This window comes from Roseinatronobacter sp. (assembly GCF_051859525.1).
Classification (GTDB): domain Bacteria; phylum Pseudomonadota; class Alphaproteobacteria; order Rhodobacterales; family Rhodobacteraceae; genus Roseinatronobacter.
Window position 1 is genome coordinate 123,469 of sequence record NZ_JBHYFM010000004.1, and the last position, 16,071, is coordinate 139,539.

Below are 16,071 nucleotides of genomic sequence, written 5' to 3' on the forward strand. Positions count from 1 at the left end.
GGATGACGCACAATCTGCTGCGCTACTCCTTGGGGGTATCGGGGGGGGCATCCGGATCGGCCTGACCCACCCCTTTGAATATGCGTTTCAACGGGAATGCCCAGACAATACCCAGCGCGACATATATCGCCAGTTCCAGCAGGAAGGGCGGGCGGTCGAACAATTCAATCACATTGACGGTCACGACGATATACAGCGGCAGCGCCACCACCAGCGCAAAAAGCGCCCAGCGTCGTCTTGCTTTCCAGGATAAGGCCATCAGTCTGCAAACGGGTCTGTTACTAGGATTGTGTCATCGCGTTCAGGTGAGGTTGAAAGTAGCGCGACCGGGCAATCAATCAACTCCTCTACGCGACGAACGTATTTGATGGCATTGGCAGGCAGGTCCGCCCAGCGGCGCGCACCTTCGGTGGACTCACTCCAGCCGGGCATTTCTTCATAGACGGGCACGCAGCGCGCCTGTGCCTCGGCGGCGGTGGGCAGGTAATCCAGACGCTTGCCGTCCAGTTCATAGCCGACACAGATTTTCAGCACCTCGAACCCGTCCAGCACATCCAGTTTGGTCAGTGCGATACCGTTGACACCACTGGTTGCACAGGTCTGGCGCAGCAGGCAGGCATCGAACCAGCCGCAGCGCCGTTTGCGGCCCGTTGTCGTGCCGAATTCACGGCCCCGCTCGCCCAGACGCTGGCCGTCGGCATCCTCTAACTCGGTCGGGAAGGGGCCTTCGCCGACGCGGGTGGTATATGCTTTGACAATGCCCAGCACGAAATCAATCGCGCCCGGCCCGATGCCCACGCCAGTCGCAGCTTGCCCCGCAATAACATTGGAGGATGTCACAAACGGGTAAGTGCCGAAATCGATATCCAGCAGCGCGCCTTGCGCCCCTTCGAACAAGATACGCTTGCCGGCCTTGCGCTTGTCGTTCAGCACCTTCCAGACGGGTGCTGCGAATTCCAGAATTGCGGGCGCGATGGCCTGAAGCTGCGCGATCAGCGCATCGCGGTCAATGGGGTCAATTCCCAGCCCGCGGCGCAATGCATCGTGATGGGCCAGCGCGCGGTCCACGCGACGTTCGAGTGTTTCCGCATCGGCCAGATCGGCGACACGAATGGCGCGGCGGCCAACCTTGTCTTCATAGGCCGGGCCAATGCCGCGCCCTGTTGTGCCAATCTTGGCAACACCTACGGCCGCTTCGCGTGCGCGGTCCAATTCCCCATGGAACGGCAAAATCAGCGGGGTGTTTTCGGCAATCATCAGCGTATCGGGGCTGATGTCCACGCCTTGCGCGCGGATCGTTTCAATTTCCTGAAGCAGGTGCCAGGGGTCCAGAACGACACCATTGCCAATGACCGACAATTTGCCGCCGCGCACCACGCCCGAAGGCAGCGCATGCAATTTGTAGACCTTGCCATCAACAACCAGCGTGTGTCCGGCATTATGGCCGCCCTGAAACCGCGCCACCACATCGGCACGTTCCGACAGCCAGTCGACGATCTTGCCTTTACCTTCGTCACCCCATTGGGCGCCGACTACCACGACATTGGCCATGAATGGTCCCCTTTGACTTGCAAACCGCCGCCTGTCTTAACGCTTCGCCGCGCGCTGTAAAACCCGAAATAACATGCCTGCGCGCTGTGTCGTGCGGGAAACAGGGGTTGCGGGCAATGCCCCAAGCGCCTAAGTAGGCGGGAACAGAAAAAGCGGGTTGTTCCTGATGCAAAATGTCGTGCTGATTGTCCATCTTTTACTGGCGCTGACGCTGATCGGTGTCGTGCTGGTGCAGCGCTCCGAAGGGGGCGGTTTGGGAATTGGTGGTGGTGATGGCAGCCCGCAGGCAGGCCGTCCGCCGCTGACAGCAATGGCAAAGCTGACATGGGGTCTGGCGATTGCATTCATCGCAACATCGCTGACACTGACTGTGATCGCGGCGCAACAATCCGCAAGCGTGTCTGTGCTGGACCGTCTGGGCGTTCCGACACCGGCCAGTTCCAGCGCGCCAACATTGCCCGCAACCGACAGCTTGCTGCCGCCACCCGCTGCAGATGACACGCTGGCACCGCCGGCCGCAGACTGACGCAAAACCACAATTTATTGCGGGGCGCATTTTTTCTGTGCCCTTATCTAGCGGCTGGCTTGTGGTGGCGGGCAATTTAAGCTATTGCTTGAACCCCGTGATACAGGGGTTTTTGAACGCGCCCCGCATCCACCGAAATACATGATCACGGGGGGTCGTTTCGACCATGGCACGTTATATTTTCGTAACAGGCGGTGTTGTTTCCAGCCTTGGAAAAGGGCTGGCATCGGCTGCGCTGGGCGCTTTGTTGCAGGCGCGCGGGTTTACCGTGCGGTTGCGCAAACTGGACCCCTATCTGAATGTCGATCCTGGCACGATGTCCCCGTTTGAACATGGCGAGGTGTTCGTGACCGATGACGGTGCGGAAACCGATCTGGACCTTGGCCATTATGAACGCTTCACGGGGGTGGCTGCGCGCCGCACTGATTCGGTGTCATCCGGGCGGATCTATTCCAATGTGCTGGAAAAGGAACGCCGTGGCGATTATCTTGGCAAGACGATTCAGGTTATTCCCCACGTCACCAATGAGATTAAGGACTTCCTTGCCGTGGGCGAGGATGAGGTTGATTTCATGCTGTGCGAGATTGGTGGCACGGTAGGCGACATCGAAGGGCTGCCATTTTTCGAGGCTATTCGACAATTCAGCCATGAGCGCCCGCGCGGGCAGTGCATTTTCATGCATCTGACCTTGTTGCCGTATCTGACAGCCAGCGGGGAGTTGAAAACCAAACCGACACAGCATTCCGTCAAGGAATTGCAATCCATCGGGATTGCGCCTGATGTGCTTGTCTGCCGTTCCGAGCAGCCCATCCCCGAAAAAGAGCGTCAGAAGATTGCCCTGTTTTGCAATGTGCGGCCTGAATCGGTTATCCCTGCCTATGATCTGACATCCATTTATGAAGCGCCGCTGGCCTATCACCGTGCGGGCCTGGATCAGGCGGTTCTGGATGCGTTCGGCATAACGCCCGCACCACGCCCCAATCTGGACCGTTGGGAAGATGTGATGGACCGCCTGCAAAACCCCGAGGGCGAAGTCCGAATCGCCATTGTCGGAAAATATGTGCAGTTGGAAGATGCGTATAAATCCATCAAGGAAGCGTTGATTCATGGTGGCATTGCCAACCGCGTGAAGGTTCAGGTCGAATGGATCGACGCCGAGGTGTTCGACAGCAAGGACCCAGGCCCCGCGCTGGAACGCTTCCATGCTATTCTGGTGCCCGGCGGGTTCGGTGAACGCGGGACCGAGGGGAAGATTCGCGCCGCGACCTATGCGCGCGAAAAGAAGATTCCCTATTTCGGCATTTGTCTGGGTATGCAGATGGCCTGTATCGAGGCCGCGCGTAATCTGGCAGATATTCCTGATGCAGGGTCTGAAGAATTCGACTTCGAGGCTGGCAAGAAGCGGTTTACCCCGGTTGTCTATCACCTGAAGGAATGGGTTCAGGGCAACCACAAGGTTGAACGCAAGCTGGGCGATGACAAGGGTGGCACCATGCGGTTGGGGGCCTATACCGCACATCTGAAAGAGGGGTCGAATGTGGCCCGAATCTATGGCGCAACCCGCATTGAGGAACGCCACCGCCACCGCTATGAGGTGGATACGCAATTCCGCGCGGCGCTGGAGGGGGTTGGCCTGACATTCTCGGGCCTGTCACCTGATGGAAAGTTGCCGGAAATTGTGGAGCACGAAGGCCATCCTTGGTTTATTGGGGTTCAGTTCCATCCGGAGTTGAAATCAAAACCATTCGAGCCGCATCCGCTCTTTGCCGATTTCGTGCGCGCGGCGGTTGACGTGTCGCGGCTGGTCTAGGGGCGGCTGCATAAACCCGTCTTAACCTAGCGCCGCGCGCAACGCCTTGGCCAGTTTTTGTTTGTTTATGGGTTTGGGCAGAACCTGGGTGAAGCCGGCGTCAAGGTAGGTGTCGGTTTGTTCCTTCATGACATTTGCGGTTGCCGCGATAATACGCGGTGGCGTGCGGCCGGTCTTGCTGGCTTCCTGCAGAATGGTTTTCAGGGCGTCCATACCATCCATTACGGGCATGGAAATATCCAGTATAATCAGGTCAAACTGTTGCGCGCGCCACAGCTCGCATGCTTGTAGCCCGTTTTCCGCGAACGCAGCCTCTATGCCAAGCTGTTGCAGCATGATCTGCATGACCATCCGGTTGGTCGCGGTATCATCGGCGACCAGAACCCTGCGTCCCGCCAGACTGACATTCGTGGTTTCCGTTTCCTGATCCGGCAGGGCCACCTGCGCGCGCGGGGCAATGGTTTCGCGAAAAACGGGCAAGTGCAGCCGAAAGGTGATTTCCGTGCCTTCATCTATGACCGATTTTACCGAGATGGCGCCATCCATCATGTCCACCAGCCGCTGGACAATCGCAAGCCCAAGTCCTGTTCCCCCAAACCGGCGCGAGGTGCCGGACTCCGCTTGTTCAAACTCCTGAAAGACGCGGATGGATTGTTCTTGTGTCATGCCAATGCCGGTATCGCTTACGCTGAATTCCACGAATTCCGGATCGGTCGCATCAACATGGACTTTGACGCTGCCGCGTTCGGTGAATTTTATGGCATTGCCGATCAGGTTTTGCATGATTTGCATAACGCGGGTGATATCGCCCATGCGCGGCAGTCCATCGCCGTCCTGAAATGATACGCTAAATTCAAGATCCTTCGCGCGCGCTGACGCAATATGCAGGGCATTCAGTTGCTGCATGAATGTATTCAACGAAAAGGGGCGTTGATCCAGTGTCAACTTGCCTGCCTCAACGCGCGCAAGATCAAGTATGTCATTGATAAGGGACAGCAAACTCCACCCCGAGAGGCGAATAGTGTCGATCATCGGTTTCTGGCCTGCGGTCAGTTCCGTTTCGGCCAACAGGTCCGCCATGCCCAGAACACCGGTCAGGGGCGTGCGTATTTCATGACTCATATTCGCCAGAAAGGCGGATTTTGCCGCATTCGCTGCCTGCGCACGCGTGACCGCATCGCGCAACGCAGATTCAGTTGCCAGTTGGTCGGTAATGTCCACGATCGAGCAAACGACACGCGCTGCATTTCCGGCAATATGCAAGGGGGTGGCGTTCAGCGATATCGCGCGCCTTTCGCCGTCGGGGCGGCGAATTGACAGACGCACATCCCGCAATGATGTGTTCATGCGCAGAATCTGTGCGATGGGCAATTCATCCTCGGGTATGTTGCTGCCGTCGAGTGCCCTTATGCCCCAGCTTTCGTCGTCATACCGCCGGTTGATGCATTGCCCCGGACCAACACCCAGCAGGCGTTCTGCTTCTGCATTTGCGAATACGATACGCCCGTCATGACCGAAGGCCAGCATTCCGGACAGGTCGGTTTCCAGCACTCTCGCCAGAAAGTGCCGTTCACTGCGCAATTCATCCTTCAATGTCAGGACATCGCTGATATCCGTCAGCGAAAGCAGCCACCCCATAGGCGGCGCCTTTCGGGCAAGCGGGCGGTTTACGGCCAGAATCTGTGCCGCATAGGTGCGCCCCATAAGTGCCAGTCGCGTTGGCTGTGGCGGCGGGGCGTCTGCGACAACGCTGCGCAGCAAAGGGGTAATCGGCGTTTGCGCGGGCAGGGGCTGGCCGTGCTGCAACGCTATGTTCGCCTGCGCGAATATTCTGCGGGCGGCTGTGTTCGTTGTCATGACGCGCCCGCTTGTGTCGATCATGATCGCTGGATCACGCGTTGTGAAAAACAACAGGTCCCTGCCGATTGTCGACAACTCGAACGGTCGTGTGATGGTCATCATCCAGGTGAACAGAAACAGCACCAGCGCAAACATGAATGGCGTAGGGTCAAACCCGAGTATCGTGACACGGCCAAAGACATAGGCAAGGTTTCCGGCAATCGGAAAGGCGGTTATCGCAATCAATACACCGAAATGGCCGCGATATGCAGGGTTGGCAAACCACATTCCCGAAATACCAACCCCGATTGCCGCGCCCAAAAACAGATACAAATATCCCGCTGCAAGGTAAAAGAACGGACCATGTTCATATTGCACCGACAAACGGCCATCAATCTGCAGCATGGTGGTCTGTGGTCCATATAGCAGCCCATGCCATGGATTGGTGAACGCGATCAGGGTTATCACCAGCGGCCCGCCGATCAAGGCGGCCCAGTCCCGCCCCGTCAGTTTCCTATCGCGCCCGAACGCATAGGCGTGCAGGAAGAACGCCCAGACAGTCGGCAGCGCGGCAATGAAGGGCCACGCCATAAGCGCAAACATGACCTTGCAGTCTTTGGTGGTCGCAGACATTTCCAGAATAGCTGATGCCAGCCAGCCCAGCATTGCCAGATGCGCGAAAATGCAAAACCGTTGCCCGGAAAAATGCGATTGCCTGGCAACCTGATAGGTCATGACCAATGTGCCAAGAAAGATCACAATAATGATAACAATAGATGTATCAATTACTGCGGATGCGGCACACGCCATCATGGGGCAATCCACTGCCCCAAGGGGTGTGCCAAGCAACCGAATGAAAGCATACAATAATCCGCGCTGATCTGTTCGCGAAACACTACGTTCAGCGGCAAAACTTTGCAAGTTGCAAAGCTGCCTTCCCCTTGTTCACTGCAAGGCACTGGCAGGTATCCTGTCTACCCAGATACTGCGTTTGTTCGGTTTTGCGCGAAGCTGGCGGAATCTATTGCTTTTTGTGAAAAGTGCGGCGCGTGCGTGCGCGACCCGTGCTGCGGGATTAGAGCATGTCAGTTTCATTCGTATTCACGCGACATGCTCTAATTTATTGGTTTCGCATGTCCGAGAAGCTCAAAACCGGTTCCCACTTTTGAGCAACATGCTCTAAGCCGCTACTGTATTCGGTCGAAGGACCGAAACGCGTTCACCGATTGTTGGGCGCATTCTCGATCCGGAAAACCTGCTTGCTGTTGCTGAAATCACCTGCACACCCATCACGGTTTTAGGGTATCCCGCCCTATCAAAGCGGTTACTTTAGACGCTGATGTCGATGTGTGTTTCCGTATCCTGTCCGGTGGGCGGCGTTTGCGCAGAAAGGACACCATAGGCATCCTGCATGCCCTGCGTTGGCACGGGGGCGCCGTCACGCGAAATGGTGTCTTGCGCAGGTGGTTCGGCCAGACTTTCGCGAAGGTGCTGTATGACGTTCACCTCGAATGATGGGGGCGGTCCGACAAGGCGGTGGCGTTTGTCCTGCGCGTGCAGAACAGGGCGCAGCGCAGACATGTCGGCTTTCATTGCAGCCTGCCCTTGCTGGACGGCTGTGGTCGTTATGTTTGTTCCGGTGGCTGCAACACCACGAGACGGGTGTGGCTGCATTAACTGGCCCAATGGCTCGCGGTGCCCCGGTGCGATCGGACCATTTGCGGGCATGGTTGGCAGAACTGGCATGACACACTCCAGATATCAAGTTCCCGAACAGACTTCAGGATTTCTATCATAGAGCAAGATTCCTAATGTATTGTTAAAAAACGAAAAACATTGAAATATGGTTAACCCGGACCGCTCTTATCCGGTATTCTTCCGGCTTATTGCAGATCAGGCCCGCGCGTATAACGGGCCTGATCTGTATGGTTTTTCAAGCCCGGCGCAGAATGCTGCGGCCTGCATAAATGGCGGTTTCGCCCAGCATTTCCTCGATCCGGATCAACTGGTTATACTTTGCCAGCCGGTCGGAGCGCGCCAGCGAGCCGGTCTTGATTTGCCCGCAATTCGTGGCGACCGCCAGATCAGCGATGGTCGCGTCTTCTGTTTCGCCCGAACGGTGCGACATCACGCATGTCATGCGTGCGCGGTGTGCCATGTCGACGGCTGCCAGTGTTTCAGTCAGGGTGCCGATCTGGTTGACCTTGACCAGCAAGGAATTTCCGCAACCTTTTTCAATGCCTTCGGCCAGACGCACGGGGTTGGTGACAAACAGATCGTCCCCCACCAGTTGCACTGTCCCGCCCAGCTTGTCGGTCAGCAGTTTCCATCCGTCCCAGTCATCCTCGGAACAGCCGTCTTCGATGCTGATGATCGGGTAGTCGGCCACCAGTGCCGCCAGATAGTCGACATTTTCCGCCGGTGTCAGGGATTTGCCTTCGCCTGCCATTTCATATTTGCCGCCCTTGAAATATTCTGTCGCGGCGCAATCCAGCGCAAGGCAGATATCTTCTCCGGGCTTGTAGCCTGCCTTCTCGATCGATTTCAGGATGAAATCCAGCGCGTCGCGGGTGCTGGACAGGTTCGGTGCAAAACCGCCCTCATCGCCGATGCCAGTTGACAGGCCCGCAGCCGAGAGTTCCTTCTTCAGGGTGTGGAACACCTCGGCCCCCATGCGCACGGCTTCGCGAATATTCGTCGCGGAAACGGGCATGATCATGAATTCCTGAATATCAATCGGGTTGTCTGCATGTTCACCTCCGTTGATGATATTCATCATGGGCACCGGCAATGTGCGCGCGGATGTCCCGCCAACATAGCGAAACAGCGGCTGGCCGGTATAGTCCGCAGCCGCCTTGGCCACAGCAAGTGACACGCCCAGAATGGCATTCGCGCCCAGTCGTGCCTTGTTGGGGGTGCCGTCCAATTCCAGCATGGCGGCGTCGATGGCCACTTGTTCGGTCGCGTCAAAGCCCACCAGCGCCTCGGCCAGCTCGCCATTCACGGCGGCCACGGCGTCCAGAACGCCCTTGCCCAGATAGCGCGATTTGTCGCCGTCACGCCGTTCCACGGCTTCATGCGCGCCTGTTGATGCGCCCGACGGCACCGCGGCGCGGCCCATGGTGCCATCTTCCAGAATCACGTCCACCTCGACCGTGGGGTTGCCACGGCTGTCCAGTATCTCGCGGCCAATGATGTCGATAATCGTGCTCATGTTCTGCCCCTATTCGCTGAGTAACGCTTCTGTTTCCGTATAGCGGCAGAGTATGACAAGTTCTAGGTCACTTTCGTTTCCCGCCACAGTGTGAACAGCCCTGCAGCCACGATCACCGCAGCGCCAATCAATGTCAGCCCGTCGGGGCGTTCGCCGAATACCAGAATGGCCACGATCAGCGCAAACAGCATGCGCGTGTATCGAAAAGGCGTGACAAAGGACAATTCGCCCACGCGCATGGACGCGACAAGCGAATAATAGGCCAGCACACCTACCCCCAGTGCCGCCGCCAGTGTCAGGATTTGCGCCAGAGAGGGGATGATAACGGCATGGTCCATGGCAAGCATCAGGAATATTCCGGCGGGGACCAGCATGGCAAATGCCCAGGATGAAATCTGATAGCTGGAGACCGCATTCGGGATGACCCGCGTTGCCAGATCGCGCCCCGCCAGCCCGATTACGCCGATGACAGCGAACAAGGATGCGGGTTCAAACCCTGCCATGCCCGGGCGTACAATCAGCAGGACACCTGCAAACCCTATTGAAATGGCTGTCCAGCGCCGCCAGCCCACTTTTTCGCCCAGAAACAGCACCGCGCCAAGGGTCACAAACAGGGGCGCTGCCTGCAGGATTGCCGAGGCTGTGGCCAGACTGGCCAGCACGAATGACAGAACGAAACCGACTGTGCCGACCAGCTCGGCCGCATTGCGCAGCAACAGCGCAGGTGTAAGCAGCGCGGGCGAGAGCACTTGTTGCCCCTTGCGATGGGCAACGACGCCAAAGGCCACTGCACCGCCAAACCCCAGCAGGACAAGAATCTGGCCAACGGGCAGCGCGTCGGCCAGCAGTTTGATAAACATGTCTTCCAGCGCGAAACCCGCCATGGCAAGGGACATCAGAACAGCGCCGCGCAGATTGTCGGTCATTGGGGGTCTTTCACATGTGAACTTGCGCTATGGCTACAACCCGCGCAGTGATTTTGGAAGCGCAAAAGAAAAAGCGCGCCAGTATTGGCGCGCTTTGCAGTCTTGAACAGGTCTGGCTCAGACTTAATCTTCCTTTGCGGCGCGCTTGACGGGTGCCCAAAGTTGTTTGTTGGTCAGATACAGCAACGCAGCCAGAACCGACAGGAAGATGACACCCACGAAACCGGCGTGCTTGCGTTCGACCAGTTTCGGTTCAGCGGTCCACATCAGGAATGCGGCGACATCCTTGGCCATCTGCTCTTCTGTGGCGGGCGTTCCGTCCGCGTATTCGATCATGTCATCGAACAATACGGGACTCATGGACACCCAGCCATCATAGGCCTTGTTGTAGTAGAACAATGCGCCCGCCTGAAAGTCTTCCTCTCCGGTGTAGCCCATCAGGAAGGACGCGATATATTCCGCCCCGCCCAAGCCGCGGAACAGCTGGTTCAGACCCAGACCATATGGCCCTTCAAAGCCGATACGCGCCTTGGCCATCAGGCTAAGGTCCGGCGCCCCTTCAAACTGCGATTCGGGGAAATGGTCCGGACCGCCGGCTGTGCGCCAGTCCCGCAGTTCGGGGTCCCAGACTTCGAACATCTCGGCATAGGCGCGCATCTGTTCGGGGGGCAGTTCAGGCCCGTTGCGGTCACTTAGGGTGCGGAATGCAACATATTCCAGACCGTGGCAGCTTGCGCAAACTTCGGTGTAGACCTGAAGCCCGCGCTGAAGCTGGTTGCGGTCATAGACACCAAACGGCCCTTCAAACGAAAAGCTGTAATCCGTGATTTCGCCCAGCCCCCCGGCCGAATAGGCTGGGGTTGCTGCCAAAGTAGCTGCCATGAGGGCGGAAGCAGCGAGTTTCTTAAACATCATATCTCTCCTGTTTCCTGATCTCACTCGGCCGGGATTTGTTCGGGCGAGGGGCCGGAACCGCCGGATTTCTTTTTCAGGCTGGCCTTGAAGTCAGCCTCGATGGTTTCAGGCTGCGGCAAGGGCTTCTCGATCACGCCAAGGATGGGCAGGATGACCAGGAAGTAGGCGAACCAGTATGCGGTGCCGATCAGCGCGATGGTCGTGTAGATCCCCTCGGCTGGCATGGCCCCTGCCCACATAAGGACAAAGAAGTCCACCACCAGCAGCCAGAACCACCATTTGAACATGGGGCGGTAACGGCCGGAACGCACTGACGATGTGTCCAGCCAAGGCACCAGCGCCATCACGAAGATTGCGGCAAACATGGCCAGAACCCCGAAGAAGGACGCGTCAATAATGCCAAAGGACAACCAGTTCGCAGCCATAACGACCCAGACATCAGATGTGAAGGCGCGCAGGATTGCGTAGAAGGGCAGGAAGTACCATTCCGGCACAATATGCGACGGCGTGACCAGCGGGTTCGCCTCGATATAGTTGTCGGCGTGGCCCAGATAGCCCGGCATGAAGCCGACCAAGGCCCAGAAACCGGCCAGAATCAGCACTAGCGCGAACAGGTCCTTGATAACGAAATAAGGCCAGAAGGGCAGGGTGTCTTTCGCGGCTTCTTCCTTGGATGTGCGGCGCACATCAACACCTGTCGGGTTGTTATTGCCGGTGGTGTGGAATGCCCAGATATGCAGGATCGACAGCCCCAGAATAACGAAAGGCAGCAGATAATGCAGCGAGAAGAAGCGCGTCAGCGTTGCATTGCCAACCGCCGGTCCGCCCAGCAGCCATGTTTGCAGCGCTTCACCAATGCCGGGAATGGCGCCGAACAGGCCGGTGATCACGGTTGCACCCCAGAACGACATCTGACCCCATGGCAGCACATAACCCATGAACGCCGTTGCCATCATCAGCAGGTAAATCAACATGCCGATAATCCATGTGATTTCGCGGGGCGACTTGTAGCTGCCGTAATACAGGCCACGGAAAATGTGGATATATACGGCCGCAAAGAACAGCATCGCGCCGTTCTGGTGCAGATAGCGCAGCATATAGCCGCCATTCACGTTGCGCATGATATGCTCGACACTGGCGAAGGCCATGTCTGCATGCGGCGTGTAATGCATCACCAGAACAATGCCTGTGACGATTTGCAGGATCAGACAGAACATCAGCACGATGCCCCAGATCCACATCCAGTTCAGGTTCTTGGGCGTCGGGATCATGATTGTATCATAGATCAGACCGACGATAGGCAGCCTGCGATGAACCCATTTTTCAGCGTTCGTCGTCGGCTCGTAATGATCGTGTGGGATACCGGACATAGGTGTTTCCTCCCTTAGCCGAGCTGGATTGTCGTGTCGTCAACGAACGACGCTGGCGGAATATGCAGGTTTTCTGGGGCTGGACCGCGGCGGATACGGCCCGCCGTGTCATAATGCGACCCGTGGCAGGGGCAGAACCAGCCGTTGAAATCACCTGCGCCATTGCCCAGCGGCACACAGCCCAGATGGGTGCACACACCTGTCATGACCAGCCATTCACCGGCTTCGTCCATGGTGCGGTTTTCGTCCAGCGCGTCGGTTCCGGGCTTGTTGGGGTTTTGCGATGCGCGGTCGATGGACAGCTGGTCCAGTGTGACGGCGCGCCCTTCCTCGATCTCGGTTTCGGTGCGGCGGCGAATAAAGACCGGCTTGCCCAGAAAGTTGACGGTGATCTGGCCGCCGGGTTCAAGTCCGCCCACATCGACGAAAATCGATGATAGCGCCTGAACGTCAGCCGATGGGTTCATCTGGTTTACCAGTGGCCATACAGCGGCGCCAACTGTTACAACGCCCGCACCTGCAGTGGCGTAATAGATGAAATCCCTACGGGTGCTTTCGTTGTCATCAGCATGGGACACAAGCATTCTCCCTTTTCAATGGGTACGAGGGCTGCAAATAATCATCAGGCCACGGCAAAACCGTAACCCTATGAATTGGCTATTTAGCGGGGAATCCATAGCCCGTCCAGCCGCGAAAGCGGGCAATGGTGTCGCAGGTGGGTGGTTTTTCAAGGGATTCGTGTCCAGAAGCCACACTGTGAGCGCAACCGTAAATGCAACGCCCAAGAGGCGACGGGTCTGCGCCGCAATTCTTCAGCGCAGATGTGGCGGAATTTACGCGGGCGGCGCTGTCGCACCCATACTGTCACGTTGTGCGAAACTATGGTGCCATGCCGCAAGTTCCGCATGCTGATCGCGCCAGTTGCGCGCACTATGGCGCAGGTCCAGATAGGACAGGGCGCAAGCCGTGGCGATTTGCCCGATACAGATGGGTCCGGCAAGATAGCTGATCCAGCGCCCTTCTAGCATATCAAGGCTGCGCGCGATTTTCAGCCATTGCCCCTCGACAAAAGGGGCGAAGCGTATTTCTTCCGGACGCAGGCGGGATTCGTAGACCATGGCCAGTGCCGCATCCAGAATGCCGTCTGCCGTAGCTTCCAGCGTCAGGGCATCCCAGCGCCGCGCCCCGTCCGGATACAGCCCGGAGTCCGCGATGCTGTCCAGATAGGCGCAAATGACGCGGCTGTCATAAATCGCCGGTCCGTCGTCGCGCGCCAGCGTCGGCACCTTGCCCAGCGGGTTATGGGCTACGGGCGCTTGTCCGTTGTCCAGCGGTGTGCCGGATCCGGTGACGATATCCAGCGTGGACGCGATGCCTGCTTCATGGGCAACCACCATGACCTTGCGGGCATAGGGGGATGTGGGGCTGTAATACAGGGTCAAGGCCATCAGACCCACCGCAGCTTTACGCGCGCCAGAAACGCTGCATCCAGTTCAACGCCGCGTCCGCCATGGCCAAGCCTTATGGTCCTGCGCAGCCGTGCGGTGCCGTTAATCTGGTCGGCGTCGCGCGGTCGGGTCAAGCATATGCCTTCTGGCACGTCGTCCAGCGCATCCTCAAGCGGTTGTGCGATATGGCCGGGACGCACCTGCCGCGCAAGGGCATAGCCGGCAAGGGCCAATGCGCCATATTTGACGGCAACAGCCGCGATGGGGGCAAGGGGTAATGCCAAGACGAGCCTCCTGATCCGTTTGGGCCAGAGTATCAGACGCGGCGGGTTTGTCCATTCACCTTGCCGACAGGCCGAAACTGCCGGAATGGCACAAACGCGCCATATGGGCGCGGGTCCGGCGGTTGGGCCCTATAGGCGCGCGGTCTTACAGCGTTGCGGCCAGTCGCGCGCCTTGATCGATGGCGCGTTTCGCGTCCAGTTCGGCCGCGACATCCGCGCCGCCGATCACATGCACGGTCTGTCCTTTTGCAATCAGCGTATCGGCAAGTATGCGCAGGGGTTCCTGACCTGTGCACAGGATTACGGTATCTGCGGTCAGCGTTTCTTCGACCCCGTCGCGCAGGACCACCAGCCCGTCCGCTGTGATCCGGCGGTATTCCATGCCACCCAGCATGCGCACCCCTTTGGCCGCCAGACTGGCGCGGTGTATCCAGCCCGTGGTTTTGCCCAGCCCCTTGCCGGGTCTGGCTGCCTTGCGCTGCACCAATGTGACCGACCGTGTGGGCGGCAGGGGTTGCGGGCCATCCGGTGCCAGTCCGCCGGGGGTATCGGACGGGTCGCCCACGCCCCATTCGCGCTGCCACAACGCAAGGTTTCCGGTCGCACTTTCGCCTTCATGGCTCAGGTATTCGGCGACATCGAACCCGACACCGCCCGCGCCCACCACGACCGCGCGCGCGCCCACCTGCGCCTTGTCGCGCAGCACATCGGTATAGCGCAGCACATGCGGCGCATCCTGCCCGTCAATCTGTGGATCGCGCGGGATGACACCTGTTGCAATCACCACATCGTCGAACCCGTCCAGCAATTCAGGGGTGGCGTGTGTGTCCAGACGCAGCTTGATGTGTGATTGCGCCACGCGCGTCGTGAACCAGTCGACCAGCCCGTGGAATTCCTCCTTACCGGGGATCTGGCGGGCCATGTTCAACTGCCCGCCGATCTGCTTGTCGGCCTCGAACAAGGTCACGGTATGCCCGCGATCTGCGGCCACGAGTGCGGCCATCAACCCCGCCGGTCCCGCGCCCACAACCGCCACGTTGCGGGCTGTGGTGGTCTGGTCATAGGTCAGTTCGGTTTCATGGCAGGCGCGCGGATTGACCAGACAGCTGGACACCTTGCCCTGAAACGTGTGGTCCAGACAGGCCTGATTGCACGCGATGCAGGGTGCAATCTGGTCTGCGCGCCCGTCTGCGGCCTTGGCCACGAAATCGGGGTCGGCCAGAAACGGGCGGGCCATGGACACCATATCGGCCGCGCCCCCTGCCAGCAGATGCTCGGCCACATCGGGGGTGTTGATCCGGTTCGATGTGACCAGCGGAATGCCCACCTTGCCCATCAGCTTGCGCGTGACCCACGCCCAGCCCGCACGCGGCACGGATGTGGCGATTGTGGGCACGCGCGCTTCGTGCCAGCCGATGCCGGTGTTCAGGATCGTGGCGCCTGCGGCCTCGACGGCTTGGGCAAGGCGCGTCACCTGGTCAAATGTTTGCCCGTTCGGCACCAGATCAATCAGCGATATCCGGTAAATCAGTATGAAATCCGGCCCCACTGCCGCGCGCACACGGCGCATGATTTCAACCGCCAGCCGCATACGGTTGTCATAGCTGCCGCCCCAGCGGTCGGTGCGGTGGTTGGTGGCCGCGCATAAAAACTGGTTGATGAAATACCCTTCCGATCCCATCACCTCGACCCCGTCATAGCCCGCTTCACGTGCGCGCACCGCAGCAGTCACCATGTCGGCGATCTGCTTTTCGATGCCGTCCTCATCCAGTTCCTGCGGCTTGAACGGTGAAATCGGGGATTTGATGGCCGACGGGGCCACGCAGTCAGGCCCGTAAGCATAGCGCCCTGCATGCAGAATCTGCATGGCGATCTTGCCACCTGCATCATGCACGCGGTCTGTGACCATGCGGTGATTGGCGATGTCCTGCGCGGTATACAGCCCCGCCGCACCGGGAAAGACGCCCCCTTCGGGGCTGGGGGCCATGCCGCCGGTGACCATCAGCCCTACGCCGCCCCGCGCACGGATGGCGTAATATTCCGCAACGCGGTTCCAGTCGCCGCGTTCTTCAAGCCCCGTATGCATAGACCCCATCAGCACGCGGTTTTTCAGGGTGGTAAAGCCCAGATCAAGGGGGGCAAACATATGGGGGTAGTGCGTCATGGGGACCTCCTCAGGGTTGGGGGA

At 58.7% G+C, this 16,071-nt stretch carries 14 protein-coding genes; 2 read left to right on the forward strand and 12 right to left on the reverse strand.

Going from position 1 to position 16,071, the window contains the following annotated elements; all coding sequences use genetic code 11:
• Positions 1-22 precede the first annotated feature (22 nt).
• Both ACTIE1_RS06055 and ACTIE1_RS06060 read right to left on the reverse strand, forming a co-directional pair.
• Positions 23-259: a DUF2842 domain-containing protein gene (locus tag ACTIE1_RS06055; protein ID WP_439561336.1), complete on the reverse strand. Its 237-nt coding sequence runs from the start codon at positions 257-259 to the stop codon at positions 23-25.
• The gene (locus ACTIE1_RS06060; protein ID WP_439561335.1) at positions 259-1,551 is read right to left on the reverse strand and encodes an adenylosuccinate synthase; all 1,293 of its coding nucleotides are present in this window, start codon (positions 1,549-1,551) and stop codon (positions 259-261) included. Before ACTIE1_RS06060 ends, ACTIE1_RS06055 begins: the two co-directional genes overlap by 1 nt.
• A gap of 166 nt (positions 1,552-1,717) precedes the next feature.
• Here ACTIE1_RS06060 and secG point away from each other — a divergent pair, with 166 nt between their 5' ends.
• Both secG and ACTIE1_RS06070 read left to right on the forward strand, forming a co-directional pair.
• Positions 1,718-2,077 (forward strand): preprotein translocase subunit SecG, encoded by a 360-nt coding sequence (secG, locus tag ACTIE1_RS06065; RefSeq protein ID WP_439561334.1) that lies wholly within the window; start codon positions 1,718-1,720, stop codon positions 2,075-2,077.
• A 166-nt stretch (positions 2,078-2,243) separates the two neighbouring features.
• The gene (locus ACTIE1_RS06070) at positions 2,244-3,887 is read left to right on the forward strand and encodes a CTP synthase (protein WP_439561333.1); all 1,644 of its coding nucleotides are present in this window, start codon (positions 2,244-2,246) and stop codon (positions 3,885-3,887) included.
• A gap of 21 nt (positions 3,888-3,908) precedes the next feature.
• Here the strand turns inward: ACTIE1_RS06070 and ACTIE1_RS06075 are convergent, their stop codons facing one another.
• From ACTIE1_RS06075 to ACTIE1_RS06120, 10 genes are all read right to left on the reverse strand, one after another.
• Entirely contained in the window at positions 3,909-6,539 is a 2,631-nt protein-coding gene (locus ACTIE1_RS06075; RefSeq protein ID WP_439563303.1) for a histidine kinase N-terminal 7TM domain-containing protein, read from the reverse strand.
• 516 nt (positions 6,540-7,055) lie between these two features.
• Positions 7,056-7,472 carry a hypothetical protein gene (locus ACTIE1_RS06080; RefSeq protein ID WP_439561331.1) on the reverse strand — a complete coding sequence of 139 codons (417 nt, stop codon included), beginning with the start codon at positions 7,470-7,472 and terminating at the stop codon, positions 7,056-7,058.
• A 187-nt stretch (positions 7,473-7,659) separates the two neighbouring features.
• A complete protein-coding gene (eno, locus tag ACTIE1_RS06085; protein ID WP_439561330.1) occupies positions 7,660-8,940 on the reverse strand; it encodes a phosphopyruvate hydratase in 1,281 nt (426 codons plus the stop codon).
• Between the two features lie 62 nt (positions 8,941-9,002).
• Complete coding sequence (locus ACTIE1_RS06090) at positions 9,003-9,866, reverse strand: DMT family transporter (RefSeq protein WP_439561329.1); 864 nt, start codon at positions 9,864-9,866, stop codon at positions 9,003-9,005.
• 123 nt (positions 9,867-9,989) lie between these two features.
• The gene (locus ACTIE1_RS06095; RefSeq protein WP_439561328.1) at positions 9,990-10,778 is read right to left on the reverse strand and encodes a cytochrome c1; all 789 of its coding nucleotides are present in this window, start codon (positions 10,776-10,778) and stop codon (positions 9,990-9,992) included.
• Between the two features lie 23 nt (positions 10,779-10,801).
• Positions 10,802-12,151 (reverse strand): cytochrome b, encoded by a 1,350-nt coding sequence (locus tag ACTIE1_RS06100; protein ID WP_439561327.1) that lies wholly within the window; start codon positions 12,149-12,151, stop codon positions 10,802-10,804.
• 14 nt (positions 12,152-12,165) lie between these two features.
• On the reverse strand, positions 12,166-12,729 hold the full coding sequence (petA, locus tag ACTIE1_RS06105; protein WP_439561326.1) for a ubiquinol-cytochrome c reductase iron-sulfur subunit: 564 nt from the start codon (positions 12,727-12,729) through the stop codon (positions 12,166-12,168).
• Between the two features lie 255 nt (positions 12,730-12,984).
• The gene (locus ACTIE1_RS06110; protein WP_439561552.1) at positions 12,985-13,593 is read right to left on the reverse strand and encodes a glutathione S-transferase; all 609 of its coding nucleotides are present in this window, start codon (positions 13,591-13,593) and stop codon (positions 12,985-12,987) included.
• A gap of 5 nt (positions 13,594-13,598) precedes the next feature.
• Complete coding sequence (locus tag ACTIE1_RS06115; RefSeq protein WP_439561325.1) at positions 13,599-13,883, reverse strand: hypothetical protein; 285 nt, start codon at positions 13,881-13,883, stop codon at positions 13,599-13,601.
• Positions 13,884-14,028: 145 nt separating this feature from the next.
• Positions 14,029-16,047 (reverse strand): FAD-dependent oxidoreductase, encoded by a 2,019-nt coding sequence (locus ACTIE1_RS06120; RefSeq protein WP_439563304.1) that lies wholly within the window; start codon positions 16,045-16,047, stop codon positions 14,029-14,031.
• Positions 16,048-16,071 lie beyond the last annotated feature (24 nt).